Here is a 17085-nt window from a genome sequence, read left to right on the forward strand (position 1 = left end):
TCGTAAACAGACTATGTCATTCTTAATAAATAGCAAAAAATACTAAAAAAGGTTGTTTAAGTTATGAAGTACATCATCGTAGGACTAGGAAATTTTGGTGCATCATTGGGATCGGCATTGACCAGTCAAGGTCATGAAGTGATTGCTATTGATAGTAGTATGCAACGGGTTGAAGCGTATAAAGAAGTGATTTCGCATACGCTGTGTATGGATGCCACGGACGAGTATACGGTTAGCGGTCTACCAATCGTTGATACCGATATTGTCATCGTGGCGATTGGCGAAGATCAAGGTGCCAATGTCATGGCAACAGCGCTATTTAAAACGTTAAAAGCCAAACGTTTAATCAGCCGTAGTATCAATCCGCTACACGAAAAAGTCCTGCAAGCTATCGGCGTGGATGATTTGATTCACCCTGAAAAAGAAGCGGCCAATCGCTGGGTCAAACGACTGTCGTTACGCTACTTTGTCGATTCGTTCGAATTGAGCGATAACTTCAGCATGGTAGAGATTAAGATTCCAAATGTGTTGATTGGTAAGACTGTTGACGACTTACAGTTAGAGCAAAAGTTCAATATCCGATTGCTTAGTACGTTGCGCTATGAGTATTATGAAGACAGTTTTGGTCGTACGCAGAGCAAGCCTAGCATTCAAGGTTTGGCAACGCCTGAGCAAGTACTGCAAGAGCGCGATGTACTGGTGATTTATGGTGCCAACAAACACATCAATCAGTTCTTACGTAGTGTGGGTGTGAAAATAAAATAGCAGCTTGTCGTCGCAGTGATACCAGAAGGTATAGGGAAATGATTATGAATACACGTAATATGTCTGTCCTACTGATCGCTATAATGGCATTACTGTCAGGTTGTGATCAGTCCGCGCAAGATCCGAACGTTCTTCTGTCCGAGCATCAAAAAGACCCAATTAAAGAGTTGGCGATTACCTCAGACGTGGATCACAGTCAGTTTGGTTACAAGCAAACCTTTTATGTGCCGATTTACTCTGATATCTATACCGATAGAGACGCTCGCAAAGTGCTGCTATCGGCGACGCTGAGTGTACGTAACACCACGCTCAAAAAGTCACTGTATATTAATAAAATTGATTATTATGATACAGATGGAGCATTGGTCAAATCATATCTAGATAAGCCTATCGAGCTACCAGCGATGGCGACGCTTAACTATATCGTCGAAAAAGAAGAGGATAAAGGCGGGTCGGGCGCTAATTTTATCATCGAAGTCGAAGGTGTAGATGAAACGGTTAAACCAGTGATAGAAGCAGTCATGATTGGCAACTTTAGCAATAAAGGATTTGCCTTTAGTACAGAAGGCACGCCCGTGTTACATTGAGAGAGATAATCGGTACGTAGTTCAGAGCATTAAAAGAGCACTGTAGCATAGGTGGAAGTAATTTCTACTTTGCTAACTAGCGATGATCGTATAAATGTATTAAACGAATCAACATGGACAGTTCAATTCAAGGAAGAGTTATGTCTGCAACCAAAGAAGAAATCAGCGCCTTTATGGCATTGGAGTTCCCCCAAACCAAATGCGTCGTCGAGACGGTCAACGAAAATGGTGCGACCTTATCGCACGAGATTGGCATAAACGAGCTGCGTCCCGGTGGCACAGTTTCGGGACCTGTCATGATGGCCGTGGCTGATGTCGCCATCTATGTGGCGATACTCGGAAGAATAGGCATCGTCCCACTGACAGTGACGACAAGTCTGACCATCAACTTTTTGCGTAAACCATCAGCAGATGCTCGTATTATCGCCGAATGTACCTTGATGAAAGTAGGACGCACATTGATAGTAGGTGAGGTGTCTCTTTATTCAGAAGGCTCGGATGATGTCGTGGCTCACGTAGTCGGCACGTATTCGGTGCCGCCTAAGCGTACTTAAAACTAGGGTGTGTCTTCATTTCATAAGTCAAGGTGCTTGATGAAATAGCTAAACTCACTCATTCACTAGGATCTGAACCTGGTGGAAAGTTATGGCGTAATTGCGCAACATTAGCAGTCGTGACGGTGTCAGTGAAGTTGTTCAAATCGCTATGTACGTACTGTGTGACAGCTGCTATTTGTTCATCACTCATTATGCGGTGGAATGATGGCATGCCGCGTAAGCCATTGATAATGATACTAATAATATAATATTTCGATTGCATCTTACTGTTATTGGCTAGTGGTGGATAGTAGCCTGCGCCTTGCGCACCTTCACCTTTTTGCATATGACAACCAGCACAAGAATCATCGTAGAGCTTTTTGCCATTGGTGGTAAGGAATCCTGTCTTACCTTGCGAGCTACCTTCAAATTTAGTGAGCCATCTCTGCATGCTGGCATCATCGTTCATTTTTAGTATTGAGCCTACATCGACGATATTGGTAGTAGGTTTAGCCAATTCTGCTTTGGACATATATACGCCGCCCCATGCGCCCTGATTGCGACTGGCCTGATTATCAAAACTGTTGTCGAATATCATTGGTGCTGTCTGCGGGTTGGCGATAGTAATTGCGTTTTTTACCTTGTACTGACTACAGCCTGACAACGTTGTTAACACTATCGATCCGCCGACCATAAGCATCATTATTGCCTTGCTCGAGCTGAGCGAGCTAGATAATTTGATTGAGTTTGCTGTCACTACGTTCATAATTATTCCTAATGTGCCTAGTCTCATTGTTATCATCCTTGCTTGAACGGCAGAGTTGTTATTCAAAGCTCATTACTCAAAAACTAGCTATCCAAGCTTTTTAGCCTTTTGATGTAAGCGTTTGGCAGCATCCATACCGGATAATATCGCGCCCTCTTGCCACGCAGGAATATGTGAGCAATGCTCTCCTGCTAGTACAATACAATGATCAATCTCGCAAAGCGTATCGTAATACTGCTCACGACTGGACTCGCTCCAGATACCATAACAGCCAAGCGACCAAGGGATACGGTGCCATGCTACGGATGTGCCCGAACGGAACTCTTTGGTATATTGCGGATGAATCTGTTTGCCATAGGCGAGCGCGGCATTGATACGTTCTTTGGGGGTTAATGAGTTAAATTTGTATGAGGCTTCCCCAAATCCATAAGCACCAAGCAACACACCTGAGCCTGAGCTAAACATATCTTGTGAAGGGTAGGAGATTTGTGAGATAGGCATATCGGTATAAGTGATGCCGCCATAGATCCATTCATCTTCTTCCCAAAACCGCCGTTTAAACTCCAAACCTACTTTGTACGAGCTGTCATAAGGAACGGCTGCCATCGCTTGTTTCATTGGCGCGGAGACATTGATATCAATCTGCGTCAATATGGACAAAGGAATCGTACAAATGCACCAATCTGCTCGCACGGTTTTGGTGGCACCGTCAGGGCTGTTGCTATCGACATAGTCAACGGTAACCCCAGTTTCATCTTGATTGATTTTGGTGACTTTGGCATTGAAGGTAATCATATCTCGACATTCACGTGTGAACGCATCACCGATTTTCCCCATACCGCCGACAGGCTGAAACATCGTTGGTTGATGCACATGCACGGTATAGTTGCTATAAATATCCGACCACATACCTGAGTCTAATAATTTGTCCATCGGTATAGGCGCTGAAGGCTTGGCATCTGGCATAAGACCACCACCCGGATACACACTATAGCCACGATGCTTACCCGTTTCATGGCTTTTGACGTAACGGTAGTTGGTATCTAACACGCCCCAGCCCTTGAGACCTTCGAGGATTTTTTCTTTGTCCTCTTCATCAACGGTACTATCGAGACTGCCTTTATTGACGGCTTTAGACAATAACTCTGACACATAACCGCGTATATCGCTTTGTACTTCACCTAAGCGCTGCGGCGCTCCACCGAAGTGGTTGGTACGATGTAGATAAGCACGATCGTTGGTCTGGATAAAAGGCTGCAATGCCACACCGAACTTTTTGCAGTAATGAAAGACCGCGTAGTGATGGATGGGCAATCGCCATGGACCACCGTTAAAGTAATTGCCTTTTTCAAAGTCGCAAGTGACCTCAGCACCGCCAAGCTCAGTATATTTATCACCGCTATTGAGCGTCCAGCTGCGGCCACCGCCACGGTTTTGGTACTCAAGCACGGTCACTTTGTAGCCTGCTTTGCGTAGCTCATAGGCGGCAGTCAGACCACCCAATCCTGCACCCAATATCACGATACTGGCACCAGCTGGTGCGCCTTTGAGATTCATCTCTTCTTTAAAGCTCGACTCAGAAGCAAACCCCAACGTGGTCATCGCTTGATACATCGCGGTCGCGCCTGCCGTCTTGCCTATCATTGAGAGCAGTTGTCGCCGCGTAGGGGATTGGAGCAGGTCATTCATAGGACTATCCTTATCGTGCTAAGTCTTTGCATCATTATAAAAAGCGAAGATTAGAGCGCATTTTTTATAGTTAGTTCTAATGCCAATTCTTATGGCTAGCTTTTTTCTTTTATCACACGCGTGACATCCGCCGCGCTGACATCGCTGTTGGGTAAACCACCAAAGGTGACTCGTACGTAGTTAGTAATATTAGCAATCTGCGCAGGACTTAAGTCTTCTGAAAAACCAGGCATTTTTGGTGCTGTGTTAAAGGCACCTTTTGCCCCAAATGCAATGACGCCAATCAGTGCATCAGGTTTTACGCGGCGAATACTACTCAAACCAACGATGGATGCATAACGCGCATCGGGCTGGGCGTAACCATCGACGCCATGACAGCTGGCGCAATGTGTCAGATATAAGTCTTTTGGCGAGTTGCTGTTCAGACCGTTATTGTTGGCACTGCTGACAGTATTCGTTTTAGCCTGTGCCAGATAGTCTTTCTGCTCTAGCAAGTCATAAGTAATAGAATCGCTGACTGGTTGCGGTAGACGAGACACATTGATAGGTATCAAATAATCATCGGTCTTAATGGCTGGCACGACTTTTAAATAGTCAGCCATCGCGATCAGGTCTTCATCAGTGAGATAACGTGTACTGTGCGCCACGGCTTCTGCCATCGGGCCGCCTGCATAAGCGCGCTTATCAAGCGTGCCTGTACGCAGGTAAGTCAAGATATCCATTTCGCTCCAAAGTCCGATACCCGTATCGTTGTCAGGCGTGATATTTGGCGCAAACCATTTACCAAATGGCGCGCCGGATAAATAGCGGTCTTTATCAAGGCCTTGAGTTAAGTTGCGCGGCGTATGACAAGTACCGCAGTGCTCTAAGTTATTGACCAAATATTCACCGCGTTGCTGGGTTGTCGTCAGCCCTGAACGATTTTTAGTAGAGGGCACATTGATGACATTCCATGCCAGCATTAAGCTACGAATATTTAATGGAAAAGGCAAATGAGTGGTTTTTTCAGGTGGTTTGTCTACGATAGGTACGGTCTGAAAATAAGCAAATAAGGCACTGATATCCTCATCTGTCATGCCATGATAAGACGGGTAAGGCATCGCAGGATAAAGCTGATGATTGGGTGCACGACCTTTTCGCAAAGCCTTTTTGAAGTCAGATTCAGTATAGTTGCCGATGCCATAGCGCGTTGACGGTGTAATATTGGTCGAGTAGATATTGCCAATGGGCGTCTCAATTGGTACGCCGCCACTATAGTCATCACGGTGGCAAGCCATACAGTCAGCGGTACGCGCCACGTAAGCCCCGCGATTGGCAAGCGCACTATTAGCAGGGCTGACATTTGGTAGGGTTATTCGACTGGGCAGATTTTCCATTGGCAGGCTGACCGTGCCTGCCATCACGACGGTAGACACTAAGCTGAATCCCAATGTCAGTGTTATTATCGAAGAAAATGACAATGCTGGCATGACGGCAGAAAGTGGTTTCGCAATGCTCTTATAATACCGATGAATCATGTCTAATTCCTTTTTAAGCTTTCTGCAAATCACTACCCGTATCTATTAAGACAGTGGCGAAACATTAAAAATACTACTGTCTGGCGGCTTCGACCTTGATACTTAAGTCAAGGTTTTTGGTCAGTCCGAACCAAGCGAATTTATTGATATTCCATTTTGTGCGATTAATCGTAGCAGTGAACTCGCCACCGCAAACATCTTTTCTGATGCTCGTGTTTAGATAACAATCGAACTTAGTCGCGGTGAGGCTAATTGGGTGGGTCTCGCCATGCAGTGTCAGTTGTCCATCTACCCGAGTGACCTGAGGGCTTTTTTATCTTGATTAAAATGCCATTTTGTCGATTCAAAATGCGCTGAAGGAAACCTCTGCATATCAAAAAATTCAGGTCCCGTTAAACTATTATTAAAAGAAGGGTTGCCCGTATTTAAAGAGTTTATCGGTATGATTAGTGAGATGTTGCCTAATCTTTGGCTTGGATCGTATTGCAATTGACATTTGATATTGTAAAAGCCACCAGTCGTGGCTGAACTCTTAAAGCGTTCGATAGAAAATCGAATATGAGTGCTGGCAGGATTAATAGCGTAACTGGCAGCTTGACTGCTATTTGCAGTGCCTACGAGTAGCAATGGAATGGTCAAAGAAGAATAGATATGTGATGGTTTTGGCCTAATAGACAACAAGCGCATAGCCACATTCCTTTACCGGCTATTGATATAGAGGAGCTTATTCACAAGCGCTATCCGTGCGTTTGCTTAACAATAAGCCAGTGATTGTTTATTATTTATACAGGGTTTTTCAAATACTTAGTAGTGCTATTTTAGTAAAGAGATAACGAACAACTCTGTCATGACCGACCGTCCATTCAAAGTACTGAACATAAGTGCTAACTTTAAGTGTTAGAGTGCTCAATGCTAGACAAGCTAAGACCAGTATGTCTTTTATCATCGCTAGTACTGTGTGTTTTATTCTTAATCGATTGTTTGAAAAATAGGGCTGCGAGCGCACAAGCTATCGTTAATGACAGCAGCATTGAGACTAATGTATGGCTAAAGAAATGATCGCCAAACAGCATTTTATACAGTCCCATTGTCCAACCCAAAATGGTTACTGATATGCCTATCTGATAGCGGTATTTTCTTAGTGTCGGTAAAAAAGCCAGTCCATATAAAGAAAACCCTGCGCTGGCGTGAGCCGCTGGGAAGCATCTGGCAGGCGTTGCTGCTACGATGTTTTGCCAAAGATTGAGGTAGGGCAAATCCCCATTAAAAATAACCAAGTCATTTGGGCAACTAACATGGGTGACGCCTTTGAGCGTGGCAATAGTAGCAGGTACAATCGCCAATATAATCAGTAGGTAGCCAATCTCGCGTATAGGTAAAGGAAGCAGAAATTTATCAAGTTTATTATGACTGGGCTTACTGAGATTTAGCTTATTGCGGTTTAAGGCAATAGCATTAAGCCTTGACTGTCTATACTTGATGATTAAAATCGCTATGAGGTAGACAGCCAATATAATCAATAATGCTTTGGGCAAATCATAAAAGATAAATGCATAAGGCTGCGCGCCTTTTTCAAGTAGCCAGTGACCATTGTTGTAAAAAAGCTCACTGATGCGTACATCTAATTGGCTATGCTCAAAAACCAAGGTGGCCATGATGGTCACGCACAGTAGTTTTAGCCAGTCCCAAGTCATTGCGTTGTTTTCTGAAGTCATGACTACACCTGATAACGTATATGCGATGTTGATAGATCCTAATACGACCTTCGTTTTATTATTTAAGATAGTGCTAGCAACGCGTTTCGCTGTTAGACGAATGCTCGCCATGCTTTAATAAAATAGAGCAGATAACGTCATTACCCATAAAACCATTAACAAACATAAAGACAAAAACTGTGCCGCAGAGCCGACATCTTTTGCGATTTTTGCGAGCGGGTGTTTGGCGGTCGAAGTATGGTCGACACAGGCTTCGAGTCCTGTATTGAGCAGTTCAACAATCAACGACAAAAAAGAAGCGACAACTAGCATCATTTTTATACCAAGCGCAAAAGGCAAAACGATGACAGCAGCTAGCAGTACAAGATTGAGCCACAAAACTTGTCTAAAAGCCGCTTCAAATTTATATGCGGCTTTAAAGCCATCTATAGAGTAACCAGTGGCTTTTATAATGCGGAGGATTCCCGCTTTACCTTTGGCATGACCTGCAAAGCTATCAGCTGCGAGTGCATTATCATGCGTCGTCTGATTGATAGAACTATGCTCGGCTGACGGCTCTATAAGGTTGGTATGAGTAATTTGCTTCATATGGCATTCTTAACGGTCTATTAAAATTAAGAGAGCCTGAGTATAAGACGGTAGAGGTTAAGAAAACGTTAAGAGGATATAGAGGGATGAGAATAAAGCGTAATGGTTGTTTAAGCCTGTCGCTTCCTAATCAGTAATTATGATTAGGAAATGAAGATGTCTTTGGACTATCACAAGGTTATTTATAATAAATACTAAAGGTGCTACCACCTGAGTGATTGGCTTGGTGAGTGAGCTGCCATCCCATATGCGACATGATACGCTGGACGATACTGAGTCCTAGACCTGAGCCTTCAACCTTATGTTTTGTCTCATGCTCTGACGACAGGATTGTTTGCTCGTCTTTATAATGAGGTTCTAATCGCTCAAACCGTTCATAGAGTAGAGGCATCATCGCTTCAGGAATACCTAAGCCAGTATCAGTTACCGTAATTTTTTCGTCATCGATAGTAATGGTTACCTCGCCATCATCGGTATATTGAAACGCATTTTTTATGAGATTGCCTAGCGCCATTTTTAGGAGTTCGGGCCGTACGTAAGCGCTATATTCCTGCTCAGCAATTATCTGACAAGTGACAGACTTATACCGCAGTAAGTATTTTAGGCGCTGCATTTCTGCTAAAGCGATATTGTTGATAGAGGTTTGCGGTGCGTCTAACTTTTCAGGCGCGCGCGATAGTAGAAGCAGGGCAGTGATAATCTCAGAAGTTTCTTTGGCAGTAGTGCTAATGCGATTGGTAAACTCATTTAAGTGGCTGTCAGGGTCTAGTTGCGAGGCCAACACCTCGGAAGCCCCCATGATAATAGTTAACGGTGTGCGTAACTCGTGACTGACATCACCAGTAAACAGTTGCTCACGCTTGAGATACTGCTCTAACTTGTGGTTTTTCTCATCGATGGCCCGTGCCAAGACACCAACCTCAGATGGTAAGTGTGTCAAGTCGCTTAAGTTATGATGGTCAGTCTCGACGGCTCGTTTCAAATCTAATAAAGGCTTGATGATCTGTTTGGAAGACAACTTAGAGAAGATAGCGGCGATAAGTAAGCTTAGAATCACGGCTACTTTTAGCGTATCTGCAAATATGTCTTCTAGGTGTTCAAATATCGCCAAAACTGGATAATTTTCCATCACCATTTCGGTGTTTTCTAGGTAAGTCAAAATATAAGCTTGACCATCTTGAGTATAGGCGAAAAGATGCAAGTTGGCATGACCTGCTCCAGATTCTTTATCAACAGTGACAGAAGTCTCTTGCACCGTGTCATTGGCTATCGCTTGTAAACTAGCAGGTGCTTTGTCATAGCGATAAATCTTGATACCTGGGTCAGCGACATAGGTAGGCTGGTCACCGTATTTTTCTTGACTAAGCTCTAGCTGCTGCAACAGGCGAGCCTTGACCAAATCTTGCTCTATTCGGCTCTCTGCGTACAAGAAAATACTGACAAAAGCTGCGCACAGTAATAATGCGAATATGAAGTAAGACAGTCTGAACTTATTGGCTATTGAGTCTATATTGAGCATGGCGTAGGACAACCTAATAGAAGAAGGCGATATATAACAGGGCTATATATAATAGAGCAATAAATACGATACGGTCAGTCAGTTAGTAAATTGGATAATTTGTATTCAATCCATACTGTAATGATGACTACGCGCTTGCTGATTTATTAGGGTCAACAACTTGGTAACCTACGCCAGGTACTGTGACTATCATAGGTGTGTCAAATGGCTTATCAACCTGCGCGCGCACGCTGTGCAGATGGGTGCGCAGTGCGTCACTACTCGGTATGTCTAGTCCCCATACTTTTTCTTCAATCTCAGTTTTACTGACGACTCTAGGCGCTGCGCTCATTAGGATATGTAATATCTTAAATCCAGTTGGGGTAAGCTTCAGTGATTGTCCGTCGCGCATAATGGTATGCTCGCTATTGTTTAAGGACAACGCTCCGACGGCAATACTGTGGGCAAAATGATCGTCCTCGGTGCGACGTATGAGCGCTTTGATACGGCACTCCAGCTCAACCAACGAAAACGGCTTGACCAAATAATCGTCAGCGCCGCTATCAAACCCAGCGACTTTATCCAAGATTGTATCGCGAGCCGTGAGCATTAGCACAGGCGTTTTGTCATGCAGCTCTTCTCTGAGTTTTTTGCACAGCTGCGTGCCATCCATACCTGGCAGCATCACATCTAGCAATATCACATCATAACGATTGTTTGAGGCGAGTGTTAATCCGCTATAGCCGTTATGTGCGTTGTCCAACTCAAAGCCTTTTGGCTCAAAAAAAGCATAAATATTGGCCACGATATCGGGGTTGTCTTCAATAACGAGTATCTTGTACATGATGCTGACCTAAAAAATAGTGGTTACCTAAAACAATATAGAAACGGATTTAGTTATTTACTTTAAAAAAAGTTGCTGCACCTTTGACTTCATCGGTCGTAATACCAAAAAAGCTAAGCAATGTTGGCGTAATAAAATCGTGTGACACAGGCTGATTGACAATACTAGAAAGACTCTCAGTATCAACATTATTACTATTAGGCGACCAAACTATCGTAGGCACGTGTTTTTGGGTATCTGGCGCAAACTTATAGGGCAAGCCGTGCAGGTAGATATTATTTTCACCCAAACTCTCCCCATGATCACTAATATATACCATTACCACATCATAATCTTGCTCATAAGGTTTTAACGTATCAATCACATTGTTCAAAAAATAATCGGTATAACGAATCGCATTATCGTAGCCATTTATCACAGACTGAGCATCACATTTAGACAGCTCATTGGTCATGCAGACAGGGTTATATTTTTCAAATTCTTTAGGGTAGCGCTGATAGTAGGCGGGTCCATGATTACCCATTTGGTGTAACAAAATAAGCGTGTCTTTAGGCGTATCTTTCGGTGAGCTGCCTGACTTTACCAGTGCATCAAACCCATCAAGCATACCGATATCTCGGCATTCGACATCACAGTTGGGGTTTGTGTCAGCTGTTTTGTAGTCTTCAAAAGTAACGCGATCAGCCACGCCTTTAGAGCTGGAGTTATTGTCGCGCCAAATAACATTAACCCCTTGCTTACTTAGTGTATCTAGTACGTTTTCATTATACTTGGCTGTATCGATATCATAATTTTCCCGATTTGCATAACTGAACATACATGGCACTGAATAAGCCGTAGAAGTGCCGCAGGAGACGGCATCTTTAAAGCTATAAAGGTCTGTCTGCTTTGAGAGCAGCGGTGTGGTATTGCGTGTATAGCCGTTCAATCCGAAGTGATCTGCGCGAGCCGTTTCGCCAACCACAAACACCATCAGTTTTGGTTTAGCATTGCCATTAACACTATTAGCAGGGGCTACGCGCTTTGCATCTGTCGCATGTAGCGTGAAAGTATCAGGACGCCGCAGCTCATTGACATAGTTTTCGCCAAGTTTGATCGTAGAGTAAATAGGCGTGATTGGGTTGGCATAAGAGCGAACTTGTTTATGCTGACGAAAGAAGCTGGCGTACTGGTCACCAAATGGTAAAAGACACGCTGCGATCAGTGCGATAGACAATATCAACGTAGCTGTTTTTTGTAGAATACTGCGTTGCCAAGTAAAGCGTTTTAGACGAATTTTGCTAATGATAAATGCTGGCAACACGCCTAATATCAGCAGTCGAATGACCATGCTGGGGGCAAACAATCCCATCGCCTCTGCTTGATCGGTCTCCAGACTGTTGATCAGCATGTTGGTGTCAAATATCGTCCCATAAGCATCGGTAAAATAACCGCATATGGCGGCAGTAATCAGTAGCGCAATCAACACTGGTTTGGCAATAGGGCGATAGCAAAGCAGCTGTAATACCAGCCACATCAGTCCAAACAATAAGCCAGTAATAGACAGGATAAATCCGACGTTTGTGCTAAATGGATAGACATTTAACACCTGCTCAAAAAAGCCAATATTGGCAGTCGCCACCAAATATACAGCCACAATGATAATAAGATAGCTGAGATTTATCTCACGATCATAGAGCCTGCTAAGGTAGCGGGTTTTTGCGTTGGCGTTGGGTGCTTTAACTTTGAGCACATTGGTCTTGATGACTTGAGGTATGGACATACAGATACTTCTCAACAGATGGTAGGAAACGTCATTCCTTACCATAGCAAGTGGTCTGTTAAGAAGATGTTAAGGCGATTGATGCTACTTATAATAAGTTAGATGATGAGGTGTTTTCTGAGATGATTTTATACATTTAAGTCAGGCAGGATTCATCATTTCCATCAACTGGGGTTTGTCCTTTATGGTGATAAAACCATAATGCATATCGATAAGGCTCTGCTTTTGCCACGATTGGATGATTTTATTGATGGTTTGTCTGGTAGTGCCTAGCATAAAGCCAAGTTCTTCTTGCGATAAGCGCAGATCTATTTTGATATCGTCTCCTATTTGCTTACCATAAGTGTCGATCAGTCCAATCAGTATGCTAGCCAGTCGCGCCGAGGTGTTGAGTGAGGTAGCATCGTCAATCCAATCAAATGCTCGTCGGATTCGCTCGCAGGTTATAAGCGCGAGGTGTTTATATAAAATCGGATGCAACTGCGCTGTCTGAATGACTAGATTTCTTGGGATTGAGATTAACGTTACTTTGTTAATCGTCCACGCATCATGGGTGCGAGGATTGTCATCTATGATAGATATTTCACCAAACCACTCACCACTAGATAGATGCGCCAGTGTCATAGCATGGCCACTAGCGCTCACATTACAGACCCTAATCGTACCCGACACGACAAAGTGTAGCGCCGCATCATCGTTATCACCGATGGCATGAATCATTTGACCTTTTTGGTATACCTTTAGCACCGCATCGCCTGCCAGTAGCGGCTGCACAATGGCTGGCAATTGACTAAACCATGGGTCGTTATTTAAATAATGATTGATATTCATAAGTGTAATGTTTTTGACAGATTTGGTTTTATGAAATGGTGTAAAGTAATCATTCAGGATATCTAACACAGTAAAGGAATACACCATGCAAACAACTATGCAAACCGCGACATCGACCTATTCAACCTCGAGTGTACACCATAATATGAGCGAACAAGAGTGGCAGATGCGCGTAAATCTTGCCGCCTGTTATCGAATGATTGCTTCTTATGGTTGGGATGATTTGGTATTCACTCATATCTCTGCGCGCGTACCAGGCACTGAGGATGAGTTTTTAATCAATCCGTACGGGATGTTATTTGAAGAGATTACCGCTTCTAGTCTAGTCAAGGTTAACAAATCAGGCGAAAAAGTAGCACCATCAGAGTTTGACGTAAATCCAGCTGGATTTATCATTCATAGTGCTGTACACGAAGCTCGCGACGATGCGCATTGCGTTATCCATCTGCACACAAATGATGGCGTGGCCGTCTCAGCGCAAGAAAAAGGCCTGCTACCTATCTCGCAACAATCATTATTTCCACTATCTAACTTGGCATACCACGACTACGAAGGTGTCGCATTAAACCCTGAAGAAAAGGTTCGTTTGGTTGCTGATTTAGGCGATGCTCACTTTATGATTTTGCGTAACCATGGTCTGCTCACCTGTGCCGATACGGTTGCCAATGCGTTCTTGTACATGTATATCATGCAAAGAGCTTGTGAGATTCAGATCAAAGCGCAGAGCGGAGGTGGTGCCTTGACGCCGATACCAGCACAAATCTTGGCAGGTATCCAAGCTGCATCAGAGCAAGTCACCCGTGGCGCGAATGGTGATATCGCATGGCCTGCATTGTTGAGAAAATTGCGCCGCACTGATCCATCGTTTGAGGAGTAAGTCTCTAATGATAACTCTTGATGAGTGGCAACGGCAGGGGCAATATGAATCTATTAACGGGCATCAAATCTTTACTCGGTATGCAGGGGATAAAAGTGCACCTGTATTGCTATTGATTCATGGTTATCCTAGTGCCAGTTGGGACTGGGAAGGCATGTGGGACGCGCTAACCGAGCACTATTATGTCATCACCCTCGATATGTTGGGGTTTGGGTTGTCAGATAAACCCAAAAACGCGCGCTATCTAATCAGTGAACAGGCTGATATTTATCAAGCGGTTTTAGAAAAACTGGACGTCAGTGATTATCATATATTAGCGCATGACTATGGTGATACGGTGGCTCAGGAGTTACTAGCAAGACAAGTCGAAGGGAGCGCTGAGCGACACATTGCTAGCGTATGCTTCTTAAACGGTGGTCTGTTTCCAGAGACGCACAAACCTATCTTGGTGCAGAAACTACTGCTATCGCCATTAGGTCCTCTGGTATCAAAGCTAATTAATAAGCAGAAATTTTCGGGCAGTTTACAGCGGATATTTGGCCCCGACACGCAGCCCACAGCAGAGGTGATAGATACTCTATGGCAGCTGTTAAATCACAATGATGGATTGGGTGTGATGCATAAGCTGATTAACTATATGCCCCAACGTCAGCAGTACCGCGAGCGATGGGTAGGCGCGATTATCAACAGTACCATACCTGTGAAATTGATTGCTGGCGCCAAAGATCCTATCTCAGGTCAGCATATGATTGATCGTTATCGCCAGCTGATACCCAACGCTGATATAACCAATATGCCTATGTTAGGTCACTATCCGCAGATAGAGGATGCAGCGGCAATCACAGCGGCTTATCTACAATTTAGACGCAGTATTCTGTAAATACAGTTCAATCTAACAAACGCAGGGCATCAAATGGTGCTCTGCGTTTTTTGTTCTCTTATCATCCTTTAACGCTCAAAAAAATGCATCATTCTAAATGAGATTAATATCCGTGAGCGTAGTCACAGAGCTGTGCAAAAGGTTTTTGATAAAACGATCACCAAAAAACGGCGAGTTATCATTAAGTGGCCTATATGCGCAGTGCTACAAGATATTGATGACTTGATAAAAAGATATTTTGAAAAACTTGAGGTTTTGGAGCGTAGTCTAAGAGGTTGTCTTTTCCAGTCCCCACTAGGGACTTAAACCTCAACACTATCTACCCAAGAGAACTCTTCTAAGATACGCACCCATTGTTTGTCTAATCCTGCTTTTAGTACTAGTGGCTCACCAGTGACGGGGTGGCTGAGCGCCAAAGTCTGAGCATGCAGCAACATACGTGTGCAATCATAGTGAGTACGAAAAAATCGTGTATGACGTATATCGCCGTGACTGGTATCACCCACGATATGATGGAATACATGTCTCATATGCCGACGCAGCTGATGTTTGCGTCCAGTTTCAGGCGTTAAGCGCACCAGACTGTAGCGGCTAGTGGCATGCTTTTTTGATACTGCAAATGGCAGCTCAACTTGTGCCAAACTCTGCCAGTGAGTCACCGCTTCTTGAGCAGGTTTATCTAAGTTGGCAAATTTATCGGCAATGGCATCAGGTTTAAAGCTAAGCGCATAATCAACAGTACCTTGTTCAGACATAAAGCCACGCACCACGGCCACATATTGCTTGGTCACTTTGCGTTCAGTAAACGCTTCGGTAAGGCTACGTGCCACAGCTGAACTCTTGGCAAATAACAATACACCTGATGTGGGTTTGTCTAACCGATGCACTGGAAACACATGACAGCCTACCGCATCACGGGTGAGCTGCATGGCAAAGCGTGTCTCACCTTTGTCCAGCCAACTGCGATGCACCAACAGACCTGCTTCTTTATTAATCGCTACTATATACTCATCTTCATAGATAATTTCTATTTGATCAGCAGTATTGCCTTCGATATCCATGTTTTTATTGCTCATATTTTAGATGCGTCAATTATATATCCTTTTTATTGTGCCTGTAGTGGCATAATAAATTTAGAGCCAGGCTTTGAGTACGGTATCTTGGTTTCAGAAGGAGAGGTAGCGTCCGAAGGCAAGGTTTGTCAGCAAGACCAGTTATTCCGTTTTCATAATAGCGATATTGCTAATAACAAAAGTATTAAGTTGGCCGCCAAAAAGGGCACACGTATCATGTTCATCGGCGGCGAACCGCTGAATAACCAAGTACTAATGTGGTGGAACTTCGTAGCTGATAACAAAGTTGAGATTGAGCAATCTATTGTTGATTGGAATAATGGTCATGAGCGTTTCGGTAATGTTGACTCTGATATGAAGCGCTTGCCCGCGCCTGAATTACCTAAAGGTTTTAAAGGTTGATTACAACTTATCTCGCCCCTCACTATTTGACCTTAACTCGTAGAAAACTGCTTAAATAAAACAAGGGGAGTTTGACGTAAGGATTAGAAGGGGTAGGTCGACCAAACATCAAATCCTGATTCGCACATAATTACCACGATGATAAATCATATATGAATCAGGACAATATTTGAGGCATACTCCAGGTGGCTTACAATCAGAGCTTCAACGCTTAAGTTCTATAAAGGACTTTTACGACATGCCAGCCAAATTTGGTCTTTACTAAATGCGGGGTAAATAGTTCGCCGGTAAAGCAAACCTTATCGAATGGCCCTACCATATCACCTTTGCCAAACTCGCCTAAGCTGCCACCTTTTTTACCTGATGGGCAGGTTGAGTATCGCTTGGCCAGTACATCAAACTTAGCGCCTTTTTTAAGCTTGGCAATAATGTCCTCAGCTTGTTCTTTATGTTTTACTAAAATGTGCAATGCGCTAGCAGTACGAGCCATAATGTAACCCTTTTATAAAATATCAATTATCAGGACATTATATCACTACTTACTTTGGTTGCTAACCTCACTTGTAGGTGCTGAATTCTCCCAAGTCATCCTTGTACAATCGTGACTAAAGGGGTTAGAGAAAAGAGGTTTTAGTCATGTAATGTTTTATTTAAACTACAGTCTTTATTTAAACTACATCCCTTAAATGACGGACATAAAAAAAGCCTCAATCTTTAGATTGGGGCTTTTCGAATTGGGGATCTGTACTTTACTC

At 43.7% G+C, this 17085-nt stretch carries 19 protein-coding genes; 6 read left to right on the forward strand and 13 right to left on the reverse strand.

The annotated features are described in order from the left end of the window. Nucleotides 1-63: 63 nt before the first annotated feature. From I3254_RS04885 to I3254_RS04895, 3 genes are all read left to right on the forward strand, one after another. Complete coding sequence (locus tag I3254_RS04885; RefSeq protein WP_238051777.1) at nt 64-765, forward strand: TrkA family potassium uptake protein; 702 nt, start codon at nt 64-66, stop codon at nt 763-765. 44 nt (nt 766-809) lie between these two features. Next, entirely contained in the window at nt 810-1352 is a 543-nt protein-coding gene (locus tag I3254_RS04890) for a DUF3124 domain-containing protein (protein ID WP_238051778.1), read from the forward strand. A 140-nt stretch (nt 1353-1492) separates the two neighbouring features. Then, entirely contained in the window at nt 1493-1906 is a 414-nt protein-coding gene (locus tag I3254_RS04895) for a PaaI family thioesterase (protein WP_238051780.1), read from the forward strand. Nucleotides 1907-1964: 58 nt separating this feature from the next. On the opposite strand, the gene I3254_RS04900 is transcribed toward I3254_RS04895, so the two are convergent. The 11 genes from I3254_RS04900 to I3254_RS04945 form a co-directional block, all read right to left on the reverse strand. Further along, nucleotides 1965-2654, reverse strand: a complete 690-nt coding sequence (locus I3254_RS04900) for a cytochrome c (RefSeq protein ID WP_238051781.1) — start codon at nt 2652-2654, stop codon at nt 1965-1967. Nucleotides 2655-2741: 87 nt separating this feature from the next. After that, a complete protein-coding gene (locus tag I3254_RS04905; protein ID WP_238051784.1) occupies nt 2742-4343 on the reverse strand; it encodes a flavin monoamine oxidase family protein in 1602 nt (533 codons plus the stop codon). A gap of 95 nt (nt 4344-4438) precedes the next feature. Then, a complete protein-coding gene (locus I3254_RS04910) occupies nt 4439-5743 on the reverse strand; it encodes a cytochrome c (protein WP_238051869.1) in 1305 nt (434 codons plus the stop codon). A 190-nt stretch (nt 5744-5933) separates the two neighbouring features. Next, nucleotides 5934-6140: a YceI family protein gene (locus I3254_RS14295; RefSeq protein WP_320158006.1), complete on the reverse strand. Its 207-nt coding sequence runs from the start codon at nt 6138-6140 to the stop codon at nt 5934-5936. Nucleotides 6141-6148: 8 nt separating this feature from the next. Continuing rightward, complete coding sequence (locus I3254_RS14300) at nt 6149-6547, reverse strand: YceI family protein (RefSeq protein WP_269117508.1); 399 nt, start codon at nt 6545-6547, stop codon at nt 6149-6151. A 203-nt stretch (nt 6548-6750) separates the two neighbouring features. Continuing rightward, nucleotides 6751-7575: a PAP2 family lipid A phosphatase gene (locus I3254_RS04920; RefSeq protein ID WP_238051787.1), complete on the reverse strand. Its 825-nt coding sequence runs from the start codon at nt 7573-7575 to the stop codon at nt 6751-6753. Nucleotides 7576-7689: 114 nt separating this feature from the next. Further along, nucleotides 7690-8163 (reverse strand): diacylglycerol kinase, encoded by a 474-nt coding sequence (locus I3254_RS04925; protein WP_238051790.1) that lies wholly within the window; start codon nt 8161-8163, stop codon nt 7690-7692. Nucleotides 8164-8341: 178 nt separating this feature from the next. Continuing rightward, on the reverse strand, nt 8342-9682 hold the full coding sequence (locus tag I3254_RS04930; protein ID WP_238051793.1) for a HAMP domain-containing sensor histidine kinase: 1341 nt from the start codon (nt 9680-9682) through the stop codon (nt 8342-8344). 127 nt (nt 9683-9809) lie between these two features. After that, nucleotides 9810-10505 carry a response regulator transcription factor gene (locus I3254_RS04935; protein WP_238051796.1) on the reverse strand — a complete coding sequence of 232 codons (696 nt, stop codon included), beginning with the start codon at nt 10503-10505 and terminating at the stop codon, nt 9810-9812. 49 nt (nt 10506-10554) lie between these two features. Continuing rightward, the gene (locus tag I3254_RS04940) at nt 10555-12267 is read right to left on the reverse strand and encodes a phosphoethanolamine--lipid A transferase (RefSeq protein ID WP_238051799.1); all 1713 of its coding nucleotides are present in this window, start codon (nt 12265-12267) and stop codon (nt 10555-10557) included. Between the two features lie 141 nt (nt 12268-12408). Further along, nucleotides 12409-13098: a Crp/Fnr family transcriptional regulator gene (locus I3254_RS04945; protein ID WP_238051802.1), complete on the reverse strand. Its 690-nt coding sequence runs from the start codon at nt 13096-13098 to the stop codon at nt 12409-12411. A gap of 85 nt (nt 13099-13183) precedes the next feature. On the opposite strand from I3254_RS04945, the gene I3254_RS04950 reads away from it, so the two are divergent. Next, complete coding sequence (locus I3254_RS04950) at nt 13184-13975, forward strand: class II aldolase/adducin family protein (protein ID WP_238051804.1); 792 nt, start codon at nt 13184-13186, stop codon at nt 13973-13975. Between the two features lie 7 nt (nt 13976-13982). Next, nucleotides 13983-14855: an alpha/beta hydrolase gene (locus I3254_RS04955; protein ID WP_238051806.1), complete on the forward strand. Its 873-nt coding sequence runs from the start codon at nt 13983-13985 to the stop codon at nt 14853-14855. A gap of 302 nt (nt 14856-15157) precedes the next feature. Here the strand turns inward: I3254_RS04955 and truC are convergent, their stop codons facing one another. Then, entirely contained in the window at nt 15158-15931 is a 774-nt protein-coding gene (gene truC / locus I3254_RS04960; protein WP_238051808.1) for a tRNA pseudouridine(65) synthase TruC, read from the reverse strand. Between truC and I3254_RS14305 the strand changes: the two genes are divergently transcribed. Then, a complete protein-coding gene (locus I3254_RS14305) occupies nt 15821-16330 on the forward strand; it encodes a pirin-like C-terminal cupin domain-containing protein (RefSeq protein WP_269117509.1) in 510 nt (169 codons plus the stop codon). The genes truC and I3254_RS14305 overlap by 111 nt on opposite strands. A 211-nt stretch (nt 16331-16541) precedes the next feature. Here the strand turns inward: I3254_RS14305 and I3254_RS04970 are convergent, their stop codons facing one another. After that, nucleotides 16542-16820, reverse strand: a complete 279-nt coding sequence (locus tag I3254_RS04970) for a peptidylprolyl isomerase (RefSeq protein ID WP_102078430.1) — start codon at nt 16818-16820, stop codon at nt 16542-16544. Nucleotides 16821-17085 lie beyond the last annotated feature (265 nt).

Origin of the sequence: Psychrobacter sp. Ps2 (assembly GCF_022129405.1) — a bacterium.
Lineage (GTDB): Bacteria > Pseudomonadota > Gammaproteobacteria > Pseudomonadales > Moraxellaceae > Psychrobacter.

Bases quoted from the DNA above. Each gene is read 5' to 3' on its own strand.
- I3254_RS04885 (WP_238051777.1), top strand. From the start codon at position 64: ATGAAGTACATCATCGTAGGACTAGGAAATTTTGGTGCATCATTGGGA.
- I3254_RS04890 (WP_238051778.1), top strand. From the start codon at position 810: ATGAATACACGTAATATGTCTGTCCTACTGATCGCTATAATGGCATTA.
- I3254_RS04895 (WP_238051780.1), top strand. From the start codon at position 1,493: ATGTCTGCAACCAAAGAAGAAATCAGCGCCTTTATGGCATTGGAGTTC.
- I3254_RS04900 (WP_238051781.1), bottom strand. From the start codon at position 2,654: ATGAACGTAGTGACAGCAAACTCAATCAAATTATCTAGCTCGCTCAGC.
- I3254_RS04905 (WP_238051784.1), bottom strand. From the start codon at position 4,343: ATGAATGACCTGCTCCAATCCCCTACGCGGCGACAACTGCTCTCAATG.
- I3254_RS04910 (WP_238051869.1), bottom strand. From the start codon at position 5,743: ATGGCAGGCACGGTCAGCCTGCCAATGGAAAATCTGCCCAGTCGAATA.
- I3254_RS14300 (WP_269117508.1), bottom strand. From the start codon at position 6,547: ATGCGCTTGTTGTCTATTAGGCCAAAACCATCACATATCTATTCTTCT.
- I3254_RS04920 (WP_238051787.1), bottom strand. From the start codon at position 7,575: ATGACTTCAGAAAACAACGCAATGACTTGGGACTGGCTAAAACTACTG.
- I3254_RS04925 (WP_238051790.1), bottom strand. From the start codon at position 8,163: ATGAAGCAAATTACTCATACCAACCTTATAGAGCCGTCAGCCGAGCAT.
- I3254_RS04930 (WP_238051793.1), bottom strand. From the start codon at position 9,682: ATGCTCAATATAGACTCAATAGCCAATAAGTTCAGACTGTCTTACTTC.
- I3254_RS04935 (WP_238051796.1), bottom strand. From the start codon at position 10,505: ATGTACAAGATACTCGTTATTGAAGACAACCCCGATATCGTGGCCAAT.
- I3254_RS04940 (WP_238051799.1), bottom strand. From the start codon at position 12,267: ATGTCCATACCTCAAGTCATCAAGACCAATGTGCTCAAAGTTAAAGCA.
- I3254_RS04945 (WP_238051802.1), bottom strand. From the start codon at position 13,098: ATGAATATCAATCATTATTTAAATAACGACCCATGGTTTAGTCAATTG.
- I3254_RS04950 (WP_238051804.1), top strand. From the start codon at position 13,184: ATGCAAACAACTATGCAAACCGCGACATCGACCTATTCAACCTCGAGT.
- I3254_RS04955 (WP_238051806.1), top strand. From the start codon at position 13,983: ATGATAACTCTTGATGAGTGGCAACGGCAGGGGCAATATGAATCTATT.
- I3254_RS14305 (WP_269117509.1), top strand. From the start codon at position 15,821: ATGCACCAACAGACCTGCTTCTTTATTAATCGCTACTATATACTCATC.
- truC (WP_238051808.1), bottom strand. From the start codon at position 15,931: ATGAGCAATAAAAACATGGATATCGAAGGCAATACTGCTGATCAAATA.
- I3254_RS04970 (WP_102078430.1), bottom strand. From the start codon at position 16,820: ATGGCTCGTACTGCTAGCGCATTGCACATTTTAGTAAAACATAAAGAA.